This window comes from Pseudomonas sp. MYb13 (genome assembly GCF_002980075.1).
Classification (GTDB): domain Bacteria; phylum Pseudomonadota; class Gammaproteobacteria; order Pseudomonadales; family Pseudomonadaceae; genus Aquipseudomonas; species Aquipseudomonas lurida.
Genome location: NZ_PCQI01000002.1, coordinates 701,832 through 717,084, shown reverse-complemented (window position 1 = coordinate 717,084; position 15,253 = coordinate 701,832). Strand labels below are relative to the sequence as shown.

Annotated in this window: 13 protein-coding genes; 6 read left to right on the top strand and 7 right to left on the bottom strand. The window is 60.6% G+C overall.

The features are described 5' to 3' along the window. Nucleotides 1–229: 229 nt before the first annotated feature. The 3 genes from CQ002_RS06885 to CQ002_RS06875 are packed head-to-tail and all read left to right on the top strand — an operon-like array spanning nt 230 to nt 3,795. Entirely contained in the window at nt 230–889 is a 660-nt protein-coding gene (locus CQ002_RS06885) for a paraquat-inducible protein A (protein ID WP_034101910.1), read from the top strand. Then, entirely contained in the window at nt 876–1,499 is a 624-nt protein-coding gene (locus CQ002_RS06880) for a paraquat-inducible protein A (protein ID WP_034101913.1), read from the top strand. The genes CQ002_RS06885 and CQ002_RS06880 overlap by 14 nt, the downstream gene beginning before the upstream one ends. Beyond that, complete coding sequence (locus CQ002_RS06875; RefSeq protein ID WP_034101916.1) at nt 1,492–3,795, top strand: PqiB family protein; 2,304 nt, start codon at nt 1,492–1,494, stop codon at nt 3,793–3,795. The genes CQ002_RS06880 and CQ002_RS06875 overlap by 8 nt, the downstream gene beginning before the upstream one ends. A gap of 186 nt (nt 3,796–3,981) precedes the next feature. Here CQ002_RS06875 and mksF read toward each other — a convergent pair whose 3' ends face one another. From mksF to mksB, 3 genes are read right to left on the bottom strand one after another with little or no spacing between them, the layout of a single operon-like run. Further along, nucleotides 3,982–6,822, bottom strand: coding sequence for an Mks condensin complex protein MksF (mksF, locus tag CQ002_RS06870; RefSeq protein ID WP_034101919.1), 2,841 nt, complete (start codon nt 6,820–6,822; stop codon nt 3,982–3,984). Further along, a complete protein-coding gene (gene mksE / locus CQ002_RS06865; protein WP_012722059.1) occupies nt 6,819–7,526 on the bottom strand; it encodes an Mks condensin complex protein MksE in 708 nt (235 codons plus the stop codon). The genes mksF and mksE overlap by 4 nt, the downstream gene beginning before the upstream one ends. After that, the gene (gene mksB, locus CQ002_RS06860; RefSeq protein ID WP_034101922.1) at nt 7,516–8,793 is read right to left on the bottom strand and encodes an Mks condensin complex protein MksB; all 1,278 of its coding nucleotides are present in this window, start codon (nt 8,791–8,793) and stop codon (nt 7,516–7,518) included. The genes mksE and mksB overlap by 11 nt, the downstream gene beginning before the upstream one ends. Nucleotides 8,794–8,980: 187 nt before the next feature. Here mksB and CQ002_RS06855 point away from each other — a divergent pair, with 187 nt between their 5' ends. Continuing rightward, nucleotides 8,981–9,727: a hypothetical protein gene (locus CQ002_RS06855; RefSeq protein ID WP_052211063.1), complete on the top strand. Its 747-nt coding sequence runs from the start codon at nt 8,981–8,983 to the stop codon at nt 9,725–9,727. Beyond that, nucleotides 9,720–10,172 (top strand): ribosomal protein S18-alanine N-acetyltransferase, encoded by a 453-nt coding sequence (gene rimI / locus CQ002_RS06850; protein WP_003188286.1) that lies wholly within the window; start codon nt 9,720–9,722, stop codon nt 10,170–10,172. The genes CQ002_RS06855 and rimI overlap by 8 nt, the downstream gene beginning before the upstream one ends. Before the next feature lie 116 nt (nt 10,173–10,288). On the opposite strand, the gene CQ002_RS06845 is transcribed toward rimI, so the two are convergent. Next, on the bottom strand, nt 10,289–10,693 hold the full coding sequence (locus CQ002_RS06845; protein WP_034101927.1) for a hypothetical protein: 405 nt from the start codon (nt 10,691–10,693) through the stop codon (nt 10,289–10,291). A gap of 139 nt (nt 10,694–10,832) precedes the next feature. Between CQ002_RS06845 and can the strand changes: the two genes are divergently transcribed. Then, nucleotides 10,833–11,477 (top strand): carbonate dehydratase, encoded by a 645-nt coding sequence (gene can, locus CQ002_RS06840; RefSeq protein WP_025856499.1) that lies wholly within the window; start codon nt 10,833–10,835, stop codon nt 11,475–11,477. On the opposite strand, the gene CQ002_RS06835 is transcribed toward can, so the two are convergent. The 3 genes from CQ002_RS06835 to acpA all read right to left on the bottom strand — a co-directional run bounded on the left by CQ002_RS06835 (nt 11,474) and on the right by acpA (nt 15,138). Next, nucleotides 11,474–11,998 carry an SET domain containing protein gene (locus tag CQ002_RS06835; RefSeq protein WP_034101930.1) on the bottom strand — a complete coding sequence of 175 codons (525 nt, stop codon included), beginning with the start codon at nt 11,996–11,998 and terminating at the stop codon, nt 11,474–11,476. The two genes, can and CQ002_RS06835, sit on opposite strands and share 4 nt — an antisense overlap. A gap of 146 nt (nt 11,999–12,144) precedes the next feature. Beyond that, on the bottom strand, nt 12,145–13,314 hold the full coding sequence (locus tag CQ002_RS06830) for a hypothetical protein (RefSeq protein WP_034101932.1): 1,170 nt from the start codon (nt 13,312–13,314) through the stop codon (nt 12,145–12,147). Nucleotides 13,315–13,437: 123 nt separating this feature from the next. After that, nucleotides 13,438–15,138 carry an acid phosphatase gene (gene acpA, locus CQ002_RS06825; RefSeq protein ID WP_034101934.1) on the bottom strand — a complete coding sequence of 567 codons (1,701 nt, stop codon included), beginning with the start codon at nt 15,136–15,138 and terminating at the stop codon, nt 13,438–13,440. Between the last annotated feature and the right edge of the window lie 115 nt (nt 15,139–15,253).

Sequence of the window (15,253 nt, the reverse complement as noted above, 5' to 3'; positions counted from 1 at the left end):
CAGTGAAACGATGCATCGCCGATGGTAGTGTGGGGTTTCCCCATGTGAGAGTAGGTCATCGTCAAGATTAAATTCCAAAACCCCTGTTTGCTAGCGCAAACAGGGGTTTTGTTTTGGGCGGTCGAAAACCCAAAGCAGCCGTCTGGTCCCCAAACAAATTTGCACAGTTATTTCTGAACCAGACCACTAGAATAGGCACCTAACCTTTTTTAGAGTCAGAGCCCTATCTATGCCGGATCCGGTTGATGCCCTTGAGGTGTCGGATTTACCACTGGACGACCTGGTGGCATGCCATGAGTGCGACTTACTGATGCGCAAACCAGTGCTCGCCCTCGGCGAAAAAGCCCAATGCCCTCGTTGCGGTTATGAGCTTTATGCCCACCGTCACAATGTCGTTGAGCGAAGCCTCGCGTTGGTGCTGGCTGCGCTGCTGCTATACATCCCTGCGAACTTTCTGCCCATCATGCAGCTCAATCTACTCGGGCAGTCTTCTGAAGACACCGTGTGGAGCGGTGTCGTAGGCCTTTTCGATACCGGTATGCAGGGCGTCGCCGCCGTTGTCTTTCTATGCAGCATGGGCATTCCATTGCTCAAGCTACTTTGCCAGCTGGCAGTGCTGCTCAGCATCCGCTGGAAGGTTGGCCGCAGTTACGGATTGCTGCTGTACCGCATCTACCATCATATGAAGGATTGGGGGATGTTGGAGGTCTACTTGATGGGCGTGCTGGTTGCGATCGTGAAACTCGCCGACATGGCCTCCATCACCGTCGGCCTGGGCCTGGGTTGTTTCGTCGCCTTGCTGATGGTTCAGGTGCTACTTGAGGTGGTGATGTCGCCCCACCAGATCTGGCAAGCGTTGTCAGGAGAGGATGATCATGCGGGCGATTGATGCGGGCATTCTGATTTGTACCGAATGCCACGAGTTGAACAAGCAAGAGCCGGATACCGACGAGCAGACCTGCACCCGTTGCGGTGCGTTGATCCATGCCCGTCGACCAAACAGCCTCACCCGTACCTGGGCGTTGCTGATCACGGCGGCCATTTTATACATCCCGGCCAACCTTCTACCGATCATGACCATCAACTCCCTTGGCCAGGGTGACCCCAGCACGATCATGGCGGGTGTGATCCAACTGGTGCAGCACGGCATGTTTCCTATTGCCGCAGTCGTATTTATTGCCAGCATCCTGGTGCCGACGTTCAAGCTGGTAGGCATCGGTCTGCTACTGTTCTCGGTGCAGCGTCATCAACCGCTGTCCGCGCAACAACGCATTGTGATGTATCGCTTTATCGAATTCATTGGCCGCTGGTCCATGCTGGACATTTTCGTGATCGCCATCCTGGTGGCGGTTGTAAACTTTGGGCGGCTTGCCAGTGTCGAGGCCAACCTCGGCGCTGCGGCGTTCGCCAGTGTGGTGATCTTGACGATGCTTGCCGCAGTAACTTTTGATCCCCGACTGATTTGGGATAACACGGAGTCGGACGACGACCATGAGTGATTTGCCTAAAGCTAAAACCCGCCCGGCCTCCAACTGGTCGGCTATTTGGGTATTGCCCCTGATTGCCCTGATTATCGGAGGCTGGCTGGGATGGCGTGCCTATTCCCAACAGGGCATCGAGATCCAGGTACGCTTTGAAAGCGGAGAAGGGATCCAAGTCAACAAAACCGAAGTGGTCTACAAAGGCATGCCTGTCGGCAAGGTCAAGACCTTGGCCCTGGACGATGAAGGCAATAATCGCGGGGTGATCGCCACCATCGAGATGGACAAGGACGTCGAGCAATACCTCAAGACCAACACACGCTTCTGGCTGGTCAAACCAAGCGTCAGCCTCGCCGGTATCACAGGCCTGGAAACCCTGGTGTCAGGTAACTACATCGCCGCCAGCCCTGGCGATGGTGAGCCCACGCGCAAATTCAAGGCGCTCTCCGAAGAGCCGCCGCTCTCCGACGCCAAGCCGGGGCTTCACCTGACGATCAAGGCCGACCGTCTTGGCTCGCTGAACCGAGGCAGCCCGGTGTTCTACAAGCAGATCCAGGTGGGCCAGGTCAAAAGCTACCTGCTCTCCGAAGACCAGAGTACCGTTGAGATAAAGGTCTACATCGAACCAACCTACGCCAACCTGGTGCGCAAACACACACGTTTCTGGAATGCCAGCGGCATCAGCATCGACGCCAACCTCTCGGGCGTGAAGGTGCGCAGCGAATCTCTCTCGAGCATCGTCGCTGGCGGCATCGCCTTCGCCACGCCAGAGAACCGCAAGGACAGTCCACCCACTGACCCGAGCCTGCCATTCCGCCTGTACGAAGACTTCGACGCCGCTGCGGCTGGCATCAAGGTCAAGGTCAAGCTCACCGACTTCGAAGGCTTGCAGGCCGGACGTACGCCAGTGATGTACAAGGGTATCCAGGTCGGTAGCCTGAAAACCCTGAAGATCGACTCAGACCTGTCCAGCGCCAACGCAGAGCTGACCCTTGACCCGCTGGCCGAGGATTACCTGGTGCAAGACACCCAGTTCTGGGTGGTCAAGCCTTCCATCTCCCTGGCGGGTATCACCGGGCTTGAGGCGTTGGTCAAAGGTAACTACATCGCCATCCGCCCTGGTGACAAAGGCACCGCCCCACAGCGCGAATTTGTCGCACGGGCAAAAGCGCCGCCGTTGGACCTGCGCTCCCCAGGCCTGCATATGGTGCTGTTCACCGATAACCTCGGCTCCCTGGATGTCGGCAGCCCTATCCTCTACAAGCAGGTCAAGGTCGGCTCGGTGCAGAGCTACCAGTTCTCGCGCAAGAACAAGCAGTTGGTGATCGGCGTCCACATCGAGAAGGAATACGAAAACCTGGTCAACGGCTCCACGCGCTTCTGGAATGCCAGCGGCGTCACCCTGACCGGTGGCCTCACCGGTGGCATCCAGGTGAAGAGTGAATCCCTGGCCAGCTTGATGGCCGGCGGTATCGCCTTCGAAACCCCTGAGCCGAACGTACCGCTAAAAAAACGCATTCCACGCTTCCGCCTGTTTGCCGACCGCGAGGCCGCCAACCAACACGGCACCCTGGTCACCATCAAGGTCGACCGCGCCGACGGCATGCGCACTGGCACACCGGTGCGCTTCAAAGGCCTGGATGTGGGCAAGATCGAAAGTGTTGACCTCAGTGCCGACATGCAGTCGGTCATCCTCAGTGCACGTATCACCCAGGTAGCGGACCGCATTGCGCGCGCCGGCAGCCAGTTCTGGGTGGTCAAGCCAGAGCTGGGCCTGATGAAAACCGCCAATCTGGAAACCCTGGTCACCGGGCAATACATCGAAGTGCAACCCGCCGCGAAAAACGCCGGCCCACAGAAGAGTTTCGTCGCGCTGGACCAGCCCCCTGAAGCCGCCCACCAAGAGGCGGGCCTGAGCCTGACACTCAGCGCCGCACGCCGTGGTTCGCTGAAGGAAGGCGTACCGGTCACCTATCGTGAAGTCACCGTGGGCAAAGTCACCGGCTACGAGTTGGGCCAGACTGCGGACCGCGTGCTGATCCATATCCTGATCGAGCCCAAGTACGCTCCCCTGGTGCGCAGTGGCAGCCGATTCTGGAACACCAGTGGCTTTGGCCTCGACTTCGGCCTGTTCAAAGGTGCTACCGTGCGTACGGAGTCGCTGGAGACGTTGGTTGCCGGTGGCATCGCCTTCGCCACGCCAGACGGCGAGCGCATGGGCAATGCCGCTCGACCGCAGCAAACCTTCCCGTTGTTCGACAAGTTCGAAGAAGAATGGCTGACCTGGGCGCCTAAAATCCCACTCGGTAAATAGACCGAGCCGCGGCCATCGCGGGCAAGCCCGCTCCCACATCCGACCGCTTTCCTACAAGAAAAACCCGGTCAACTGTGCGAGTAGGCTTGCTCGCGAAGAGGCCCCCAAGAGCACGCCACTATTCAAAATCATAAAAAAGGCCGCGATCCATAAGATCGCGGCCTTTTTGCGTTTCAGCGCCGTGGCTCAGACTTCATCCAGCTCCGGCTCATCGGCCTGAACATTCATCGTCGCCTTCACCACATCGAGGCGACGGATGTACTTCCAATCCGCCTCATCGATGTAGATGCCATTGGGCCCACTGCCGCCTTCCAGGTCGATTGCTACCTGGGCGGACACCTGCGGTTTCACGCTGGCCAGGATCGGCACGAAGCCCAACTGCAAGCTGGTCTCCAGCAACGCGGCCTGGTTCTTCTCATCGATGTCTGCCGCCTCGTCGAGGTAGTACGGCAAACGCACGCGACCGGCCTGGTCGCGGTCCATCAAGTGCAGCAACAAGTACATGTTGGTCAGTGCCTTGATCGTCATGGTGGTGCCGTTGGATGCAGCACCATCGATGTCGGTATGGATCACTGGCTGGCCATGCACCTTGGTGATTTCGAACGCCAGCTCGAACAAGTCCTTGAGGCCCAACTGGTTATGGTTGGCGGCCACCAGGCGAGCCAGGTATTCCTTGGCTTCTTCGTTCTTGTTGTCCTGCTCGGCGCTCTGGCTCAGGTCGAACACCGACAGGGTTTCGCCTTCTTCATACTGGCCGGCGCTGTGAATGATCTGGTCGATATGCTTGAGCGCTTCTTTGTTCGGCGCCAGCACGATGCGGAAGCTTTGCAGGTTGGAGACCTGACGCTTGTTGATCTCACGGTTGAACAACGCCAACTGGTGCTCAAGGCTGTCGTAGTCGCTGCGAATGTTGCGCAGGGTGCGCGCAATGTCAGTGACGGCCGCTCGGCGTGCCTTGCCCAACGTCAGTGCTTCATCAGTACGGTGTGCATACGCGTTGATCAGCAACTGCAGGCGACGCTCGACATCATCTTCACTGTCGAATTTGGCCACACCCTTGAGGCGCACCTGTGCATACAGTGCTTCGATCTGGCCATCGGCGCGCAGCAAGCCCTGCCAGCTGTCCTGGTAGTCATTGAGCAGTGGCAGCAGGTTGTCCATGGAATCGTCGACCGGGTCCATGAACGGTGTGCCGAACGGCAAGTCCGCCGGCAACAGCTGACGACGGCGCAACGCGTCATCCAGCGTACGTTGCTTGGCTTCCATATCGCCGATCTGGCGACCCACCAGTTGCAGCTTGGCCGAGAGTTGCTGGACGCGCTCGGTAAAGGCATCACTGGAACGCTTCAACTCATCCTGCGCCGCTTCCATCTGCGCCAGGTTTTCCAGCTTCTCGCCTTCCTCTGCGCTCAGGGTTTGTGCACGGCGGAAGTCTTCGAGGGCCTTCTGCGCGTCGAGTACCTGCTGGTACAGCGCTTCGGTCTGGGTCTTGCTCGCGGCGCGGTCGGAGGCGACTGCTTGCTGGGTTTTCAGCTGCTTGAGTTCTTTTTCCAGGCGTTCTTTCTGGTCGCGCAACGCCGCGCGATCCGCCAGCGCCTGCAATGCCGGGGGTTCGATGTGGGAGATGTCGATGGACAGCCCCGGCACTTCAAAACGCTCGCCCTTGAAGCCGTCGAGGATCTGCTCCAGGGATTTGACCCACTGGCCTTCCTCATCCAGCGTGATGCCATGCTCGCCCAGCGGCAGGCTGAACAACGAGCTGTTGAACAGGCGCATCAGACGCTCGACGTCCTGCTGTGAGAATTCTTCCCGCAGCTTGGCGTAGCTGTTGTTGTCGGCGTGGTCGAGCTGCTGCTTGACCGACTTCAAGCGCTTTTCCAGGTCGCGTAGACGCTCGTCTAAATCCTCGGCGCTGAACTGTCGTGACTGCGCCAGGGCGCCCGCCAATTCATCGTGCGCATCCTTGGCCGCCAGCAGTTGCTGCTCCAGCACCTTGACGTCATCCACCAGGGCAAAGCGATGCTTGAGTACCGACAACTCGCCCAACCAACGCTGGATCCCACTGATTTCCCGCTCCAGGCGCATCAGCTCCTGGGTACCGCCGCGCTGGTCGTTTTGCAGCGCGTCCTGCTCGTTGCGGTAGTGCTCGGCCTGGATGGTCAGCTCTTCCTTGCGCGCACTGGCGTAGTCCGACCAAGTGCCCAGCAGCGAATCCAGCAGCGGCGACAGGCGATGCAATTTGCCGCGCAGGATGTCGCGTTGCTTCACGCCATTGGACAGCGCTTCGACCAGCGGGCCGGCGGCGACCAGGGAGTTGTAGTCCTGCTCCATGCGTCGCACATCGCGGAAGGCTTCCTCGCACGCGGCGATGTAATCCACACTGCCGGAACGCAGGCTGTGTTCAAAGGCGTCCAGGAACAATTGCTTGAGCTTGGCGGCCGTGATTTCGCGCATGTGCAGCAGGTTGATAAACAGCGCACGGAAGGTCTTCAGGCTCTGCTCGCTGGTGGAGCGCAGCGGGATCAACGTCAGGTCCAGCGGTATCGACGTGTGGCCACCTACCAGCAGACGGCGCAGTTCATCTGGCTTGAGTTCGTAGGCTTTCAGGCCTTCGCGCTCCAGGTTGGTGAACAGCTCTTTCTGACGCAGGCAGGTGTCGTTTTTCTGGTAGTGAGCCAGGTCCAGCTTGCCGGCATAGGCGAAGAACTGGTGGCCGAACCCGCCGCCGGGGCCGCGCCCGACCACGCCTATCACGTGCGGGCCGTGGGGCAGGGCGACTTCCACCAGGATGTAGCTGGTGTCGGTGGCAAAGTAGAAGCGGCGTGACTGCTCCAGGGTGTACTTGCCGAAACTCATGTCCGACATACGCGCCAGGATCGGGAACTGCAAGGCGTTGATCGACGCGGATTTACCCAGGTTGTTTGCGCCATACACCGACAACGGTTCTTCCAGCGGGAACAAACCCAGGCTGTAGCCGGCGGTGTTCAATAGGGCGAAGCGGCGGATGCCGTAGCGTTCCTTGCTCATGCATCGGTCTCCTGTTCTTCGGCAATGGCGCGGGCCAGTGCGTCTTCTTCGCTTTCATCCGCGAAGTCGCTCAAGTCGAGTGGATCGTCGGTTTTCAGCAATTTCTCATCGCTGTCTTCGTCGATGATCACCGGTGCCGGCAGCGGCAGCACGCTGTGGACGCTGGCCGCAAGATCGCGGTCCTGCTGTACCGACAGGCACACATCGAGGAAGCGGTGCATGGGCGGCAGGAAGCGATAGATGCCGTTGTCTTCGCTGGCAAAACCCAGTTGGGTCATACGGCGCATGATTTTTTCTTCGAGCTCTTCCTGGGTCTGCACTTCGGCCTGGATAAACAGGTCGCGGTACTTTTCCAGCAGCGACGGCAGTTCATCACGGCCCAGGCTGCCACCGTCGAGCACGGCGATCGGGTCGCGGCCCTGGTCGGCCAGGTGCTCGACGATGATGAACGTGAACAACGCCAGGCGCTGGGCGGTCTTGTTCACCTGTGCACTGGCGATGGCGGAGTCGGGTACGAAGTAGTAGAAACCGCGCGTATCGCACACCAACTCAAAACCCAAGGCCTTGAACAGGGTGCGGTACTGGTCCTGGAAGTTCGACAGTTGGGCGTACAGCTCCGGGTCGCGGCGGCTGACGTGGTAACCCTTGAACAGCTCGCGAAAGATCGGCGCCAGCTGGGACAGTTCGGATAGATCAAGATGCATAAGGTGTGCTCGCAGAATTCTCGGCGGCGTCAGGCGTGGCCGGGAGCAGGGCGAATGAGCGCAGGCTGACCTGATGCTCGTGTGTGTGGTAATCGCGGCGTTCCAGGCGTTCGCGCTTGAAGCGTTTTTCGCGAGACAGCCGTGAGAACCAGTACAGCAATTCGTCGGTGGCGCCGTCCGGCTCCTGTTCCAGCAGCCAGGTCATCAGGTCTGGCATCGGCAGGGCGTCTTCGCAGCGTTCTAGCATTTCCTTGACGGTGCGCGGTGCACGCTGGGCATCGCCCTTGTGGGATTTGTGCGCCTTGGGGAAGCGCGCCGGTTTCGGCTCGAAATTCGCCAGGGCGTACACGTACGCCTCTACCTGGCTCGCGCTGCCGAGGAAGGTGCTTTGCGGCCGGGTGAACATCGGCATCGCCGCTTGCGGCACCGCGTCCAGGCCTTTACGCCGGATAGCTGACAGCGCCAGCGCGGCGCCACGGGTGACGGCGTTGTGCCGGCGCGCTTCTTCCCGCAGTGGCAGCAGCAATTCGCGGGCATGACGCAGCGTCAGTTGGGCGCTGGTCTGCATTTCGAGAATGCGTGCGTGGGTCCGCAGCAACATGTCGTCGTCCACCAGGTGACCGAGACGCTGCTGCTCGGTGAGCATGCGCAGCAACACATTTTCCACCTTGCGCACGCCTTGTTCGAAGGCACCGTCGGCGTTCACCAGTTGGATCATCGGTTCGACATATTCGTCCCAGGTCGCCAGTACCTCGGCGTAACGCTGGCGCAGCGGGATCTGCCGGTCGCTGGTCTTGGCCCGGTCGGCCACGGCGGCGAGGGCCTGTTCGTCGTTGGCAAGTTTTTTCAGCACGTCGCGCACGCGCATGTCGAGCAGGCGCAGTTGCCGGGCCAGGTCGTGGCCATCACGGATGTCGAAAGCGTCCTGGATATAACCGGCCAGGCGCTCGAGGTGGCGCAGGTAGGCTTCGATTTCCAGGCACAGGCCAAGCCGGTGCTCCTTGCGAAGATAGGCGAGGAAGTCGTGGATCTGTGCGTTGAGCTCGAAACGGTTCGGGCTCTTGGCGACAGGCACCAGGATATCCAGGCGAATCCACACGTCCAGCAGGCTGGTGATGTCCTGGGGCGTGCTGTCCAGTTGTTGGGCGGCCAGTTGTGCGCGCAGTTCACCCAGGCTCAGGGTGCCTTGGTCGAAGTGTTCGCACAGAGGCTCGAGTAAGGCCCAGTGTTCGGCGAGGGCGCGCAGGACGCGCTTGGGTTCGATCATGGGAATGGCCGGCTGGTTGGCGATTAAAAGTCGCGATTGTACTGCATCGGGCGCGGGATTTATCCACAGCCGGTCAGTGCACAGTGGGCGATTGTTGCCGAACAGCGGTAGAATCCCCGCACTTTAGTTATCCACAAGTGGCCGAGCCTTGCTTATCGAGTCCCGACGTCGCGCTTACTTGACCGCCATGCAGGTGGTCAACTGGCTGCCCCGCACCGAACTGCCGTTTGCCGCGCCGTCGCGGCCCGAGCTGTTACAGGCGCCCGAGCCCTATGAGGCGTTCGAGTCCTCGGGTGAGGAGGCGGCCGCGCCGGTAGCGGTGGTCAAACCCACCCCGCAAACGCGTCCGGCCGTCGAACGGGCTAAGATCGAAGTGCCGCGCCCCGCGCCCGTGGCCAAGGCAGCCAAGGTGGTCGATGAGCCTGCAGCGGTGGTCAAGGCGCCGGTGGTGCCGCCTCCGCGTTTCGCCCTGCAATTGCTGCGGGCCGGGCGTTGCCTGCTACTGGTGGAATTGCCAACCGGCGAACGTTTCCAGACCCGCGACCCCGCCTACATGCTGCTCAAGGACATGCTGCGCGCCGCCGGCCTGCCCGACAGCCCACAGATCGTCGGCGACCCGGTGCGCTGGCCGTTGCTGGTACGCGGCACCATGGACCAGGGCCCGGAAGCTGCGCGGGATTTTGTGCAAGGCTTTGTGTCGGCGCGCTTGGAAGATGAACCCTGCGTGTGCCTGTGGCTGATCGGCTTGCCCGCTGTGCGGTTTGCCGGCGAAGCCAATGCCGAAGCCTGGTACCGCGAACTCCAGGTCGAAAGCCTGGGGTCGGTGTGGGCCCTGCCGGGCCTGGAATTATTAATGGAAGAGCCACAGCGTAAGGCTGATGTCTGGCAAGCCATGCGCCGGCTGATGGCGCGCTGGAAAACAACCGATGAGTGAGGCTTTATCCTTCCGCCCGATGACCGAGGCCGACCTCGACGCCGTGCTGAAAATCGAATACGCGGCGTTCAGCCACCCTTGGACCCGTGGAATCTTCCTTGACGGACTGGGCAAGTACCAGATCTGGCTGATGTTTGAAGGTGAGCAGCAGGTGGGGCACGGGGTGGTGCAGATCATCCTCGACGAGGCTCATCTGTTGAACATCACCGTCAAGCCGGAAAACCAGGGCCGTGGCCTTGGCCTGGCGTTGCTGGAACACCTGATGTCCCGCGCCTATGCCGCCAACGCCCGGGAATGCTTCCTGGAAGTACGCGACAGCAACACTGGCGCATTTCGCTTGTATGAGCGTTATGGCTTCAATGAAATCGGCCGTCGCCGGGACTACTACCCAGCCGTAGGCGGCCGCGAAGATGCGGTCGTGATGGCCTGCACCCTCGTGGATTAAGCGCTCGATCCCTTGTGGCAGTCGGCTTGCCCGCCATCGCGATGGTGGTTTCACCCGCGCAATCGCAGGCAAGCCAGCTGCCACAGACGCCGCGTTTCACAGCGGGTTCTGCTGGTTCAGCGGTTGCCGTCGACGGGGTCGATGTCGGCCAGCTCGGCTTCATCCAACCCATTCCCGCCGCCAATCTCGTCTTCATCGACGATACTCAAGTCCCAATCTGCCTGCTCGCCTTCCCCGGCTTCCTGGGCATCCCGCGCGCCATCTTCATGGATCAGCGTTTCGGGGCTCATGTCATCGTCAGTCGATTCATGATCATCCGTCGAAGCACCGGTCATCCCGGCCTCTCGCACGCGTTCGTCGGGCATCAGGTGCTCGCGCTCGCGGGGCGGGATCTCATCGCCAATTTCCGCCGTCGGTGTTTCCTGGTCAAAATCCAGCTCGCGCATCGAGCCCATGCGGTCTTCGGTGTCATCAATGGGTTCGGGCTGCGTAGCACCGTAGGGACGTCGTGATTCAGTCATGGCCAATCCTCATACTGTGGGGCTTATAGTGTGTGGACAGGCGCTGCTCCCCAAAGATTCAAGCTAATTTGCGCGCGGCGTGACCTGGACGAGGGGTTGTCAGTCACAAAACTGCGCATCATTCCTGAGGCTTTCCCTGATGAACGAACTACAAGACCTGCTTGACAACAATGAACGCTGGGCGGACGCGATCAAACAGGAAGATCCCGAGTTCTTCGCCAAGCTCGCCCGCCAGCAAACCCCGGAATACCTCTGGATCGGTTGCTCCGATGCCCGGGTACCGGCCAACGAGATCGTCGGCATGCTGCCCGGTGATCTGTTCGTGCACCGTAACGTGGCCAACGTCGTGTTGCACACCGACCTCAACTGCCTGTCGGTGATCCAGTACGCGGTGGACGTGCTCAAGGTTAAACACATCCTTGTCACTGGCCACTATGGCTGTGGCGGCGTGCGCGCCTCGATGCAGGACCGTCAGTTCGGTCTGATCGACGGCTGGTTGCGCACCATTCGCGACCTCTACTACGAAAACCGCGACGTGCTGGCCCAGTTGCCGACTGAAGAAGAGCGCGTCGACCGTCTGTGCGAGCTGAACGTGATCCAGCAAGTGGCCAATGTCGGTCATACCAGCATTGTGCAAAACGCCTGGCACCGCGGGCAGAGCCTGTCGATCCATGGCTGCATCTATGGCATCAAGGATGGCCGCTGGAAAAGCTTGAACACCACCATCAGCGGGTTCGAGCAGTTGCCGCCGCAATATCGCCTGCGTCCGTTGGGTGAAGCCTAACGGCGTTTGCGCTCGCGCCACTGGGCCATGAACGCCTGTCCCTCGGCGTTCAATGGCTCATCGTGGCCGGTAATCCAGCCCCGGCAGTTCAGTTCGCCACATTGGCAGGCGAACTGCCGGGACAGCACGTCTTCGGTGGTCGCGACGTCCATGGTCAGCAGCGTGCCTGCACGGATTTCATGCAGCGCCCAGACTTCCAGGTAGTGCAGGTCGAGAAACACGTTCGGTTCACACGAGTGTGAGAACAGCCCACTGAACCAACAGTCGTAGAGGTGGATACGGGGTGACAACTGCAAGGTGTGCAGGCGTCGCTCGCTCAGGGCGTAGCCGGAGATCCTGGCGATGCATATGCGGCTGTCGAAGGCCACACGCGTCTTGATCCGTGCACCCATGCCGCTGGTGTCTCGCACAACCTCGAATTGCTCGCTCGAAGGGTAGCCGCCTTGTCCGAGCTTGGACTTGAAAGGGTAAAGGCATTCACTCACAGCAGTTTTAGCCTTATCCATGGCTTGAGTCTTCATAACTCTCCTGGTTTAGGCTGCATCGACCTGCGGGTGGTGCCTGACTACCAGTCTTGCAGCTGATGGGCGCAGCTCAAGACTCGCTGAACAGGGCGCCGATTTCTACTGTCAATGTTGACAGTAGAAATCGGTTGTCTTTGTGTGACCTACAGCGCCGGGGCGCTAATGGCCGGGGTGGGCGCGGCGTTCCTCAATTGTTTCAACTGGGTCTTGATGGCGGGCGTGGCGCATTTCGCGTTTGCGTCCTCCGGGGACAGGTTGCGTACCGATGTATAGAACAACTCGCAGGTTTGCTCCTTGCGTGTGACCTGCCAGGTGTTCATGCACGCCTTGAGCAGCACATTCGGATCGCTCGCCGGCTTCTGCCCCATACCGGCTTGCCAGCAGGCGGCGCTCAGGTCCTGGCCCATGACCTTCAAACCGGCCTCGTCGGCTTTCTGCTTATCGCCCTCGTAGGTGTCGGGGCTGGCGGCATACCAGATGTAACTGGGGTGGTTCGCGCCCAGCACCGGGACGGTTTTGCCTGCGACCGGGTTGATCTGCGCCAGGCTCAACACGTTCACGGTCTGCCCGTACTGTTGCTTGATCCAATTGCGCACCGGCGCGCCAAACGCCACCATCGGCAACGCGCCTTTGGCGGACAGGCTCAGTTCCTGGACCATGCGCGTCTGGTAGTCGGTGAAATAGCTGTAGACAGTTTCCAGGTCCTTGCCCGCGTTGGACGGTGCCGCGATGGGCGCGATATCGATGATGGTCTGGTAAGCCGGCGTTTCGGTGGCCGGGATGCCATTGTCCGTGAGCAAGGTGGCCCAGCGGTCGGTGGTGGCCGACTCCAGGTAGTCCTGGGCTTGGGTCAGCGAGTAATCGGGTGGGAAGTGCAAAAGCTCGATGCTTTTGCGGTTCTCCAGCGCCATGCCCAGCGGCAGGAACAGGTACCAGTTATAGGCCCACTTGCCGTCGCTGTTGAGCTGGCTGGCGCCTTGATAGGCGAGGTCGGCGGTGTCGAGCAGCGCCGTCAGGGGCTGGCCATAACTGTCCGGTACACCACTGAAGCTCGCTGAGACCTGCCCGTCATGGGTCTTGACGCTGACTTTCGCCCGACCGTACCCGTCCCGTTGCAGGCTCTGGTTCAGATAATGCTCGGCCGTCTGCTCCAGCGTCCATGGCCGAAAACAGATCACATTGCAGTTATTGGGGTAGGCGAACAGTTGGGTCACGCGCTGGGTGCTCCCCAGCGGAACCTCGATGTCGGCCTGAGCGACCGCACTCGCCATCAGTGCGGCCAGGATGAAGGACAGCCTGGTCGGTTTGAACATTGTTGTTTCCTTGTCAGCGAAAGCCCGTCTGCGCGGGGTGAAAAGCCCACCTCCACACAGTAGCGGCTGACCAGGAAAACCGCGTGCTAAATCACCGGGCGTGTCGCTATTGGATAAGAAAACCTACCGGTTGAACTGCAAGGCGTTGCTCAAGTCGCCCATGGGTTTCTGGCCACGGGCGATCATTGCGTCATCGCGTTGCTTGAGGCCATCCAGGGTCTCCAGTTGGAATACCCGGGTGATCAGGCGCAGGATCGATGCGGTGTCATACACCGTATGGTCGACCGTGCCTTTGCGGGCGAACGGCGACACCACAAGCGCCGGGACGCGCGTACCCGGGCCCCAACGGTCGCCCTTGGGCGGTGCCACGTGGTCCCACCAACCGCCGTTCTCATCGACGGTCACTACGACTACCATATTGTTCCACTGCGGGCTCTCTTGCAGCACTTTCAAGGCACGCGCGATATGGCGGTCACCCGAGGCCACGTCGGCATAGCCCGCGTGCATGTTCAGGTTGCCTTGGGGTTTGTAGAAGGTCACGGCGGGCAGCTTGCCGGCCTCGGCATCGGCAAAGAACCGGTTGGTGCTTGATTCGTCACCCAAACCGCCATCGCGCAGACGCTTATCACGCTCGGCCCGATTCTGCGGACCTTGTTGCTTGAAGTAGTTGAACGGTTGGTGGTGATACTGGAAGTTCGGAATCTTCGGGATACCGCCCGAATCCTTGAACTGGTCCAGGGTCGCTTGCCATGCACCGGCGTACCACGCCCAATCGATGTTCTTTTTCGACAGCTTGTCACCGATGTGCTCGTGGGTTTGCGGCACCAGCACGTTGGGCAGGTCGGGCTTGGAGTAATCCGGGTTTTCCGGGTCGCGGATCCAGGTCGGCCAATAGGGCGGGGCCAGGGTATTCACGCCGTAACCATCCGGGGTCAAGGCGCTGGGACCGAACTGCGGCGGGCCACTCATGGCGCTGGCAGGAGACTTGTCCAGTGGCTTGAGGCGCGGGTCGGCAGGGTCATCGCTTTGCAGCGTGGCGATCTGGGCCTTGGCCACCGATTGCGCGGCATTCGGGTAGAACGGCGCGGTGGCGCTGATCAGGTACTGATGGTTGAGGAACGAGCCACCGAACGCACCCTGGAAGAAGTTATCGCAGAGCACGAACTCCTTGGCCACGTCCCACAATCGCAGGGAGTAGCGGCTCTGGGCGTAATGGCCCATCACCAGGCCACCGGAATCGGCCCAGGCGACGAAACCGTCGTTCTTGCCGCCGTTGATCTGCATCTGGTTTTGATAGAACACGTGCCACAAGTCGCGAGTGACCAGGCTCAGGGGCAGGTCTTCGGCGTTCGGGCCCTTGAGGGCGAACGGCGCGTTGGGGAGGTTTTCCTGGAATTGGACTTCGCTGGGGTAGGTCACCCCGTCCACCGTTTGTGGGCCGACCTGTAGCACGCCACCCCAGGCCGGGGGCAGGGTAGTCAGCACGCTGCCGTCGCGGTCGCGTTGCTGGGTGTCGGCGGCCGACAGTGCCGACAGCGGTTTCTCCACACCGGGGAAGTCGGCAAACAGGTTGTTGAAGCTGCGGTTCTCGGCATAGATCACCACCACGGTTTTCACCTGGTCGTGCAAGGCCTTGTCCAATTCCTGCGGCGTGAGCGGCCGCGCCACCGGTTTGCCCGGTGCCTCGCTGGTATTGCCGCAACCACTCAAGGTCGCACCGACCCCCAATACCGCCGCCCCCCCCAGGAAACGCCGGCGGCTGGTGTCTACGGGCGGTTGCGCTTCGGAATCGGAAGCAGGGCGGTCTTCGTGATCGTCACTCATGGTGGGGGAGTCCTGGCGAAATGTTGCAAGATATTTCGCAGGACGGTAGCAATGGAATGTGACGGAACGAAGACAGTCCAGCGGGGCCCCAGATCACCACTGTGGGAGCGAGCAA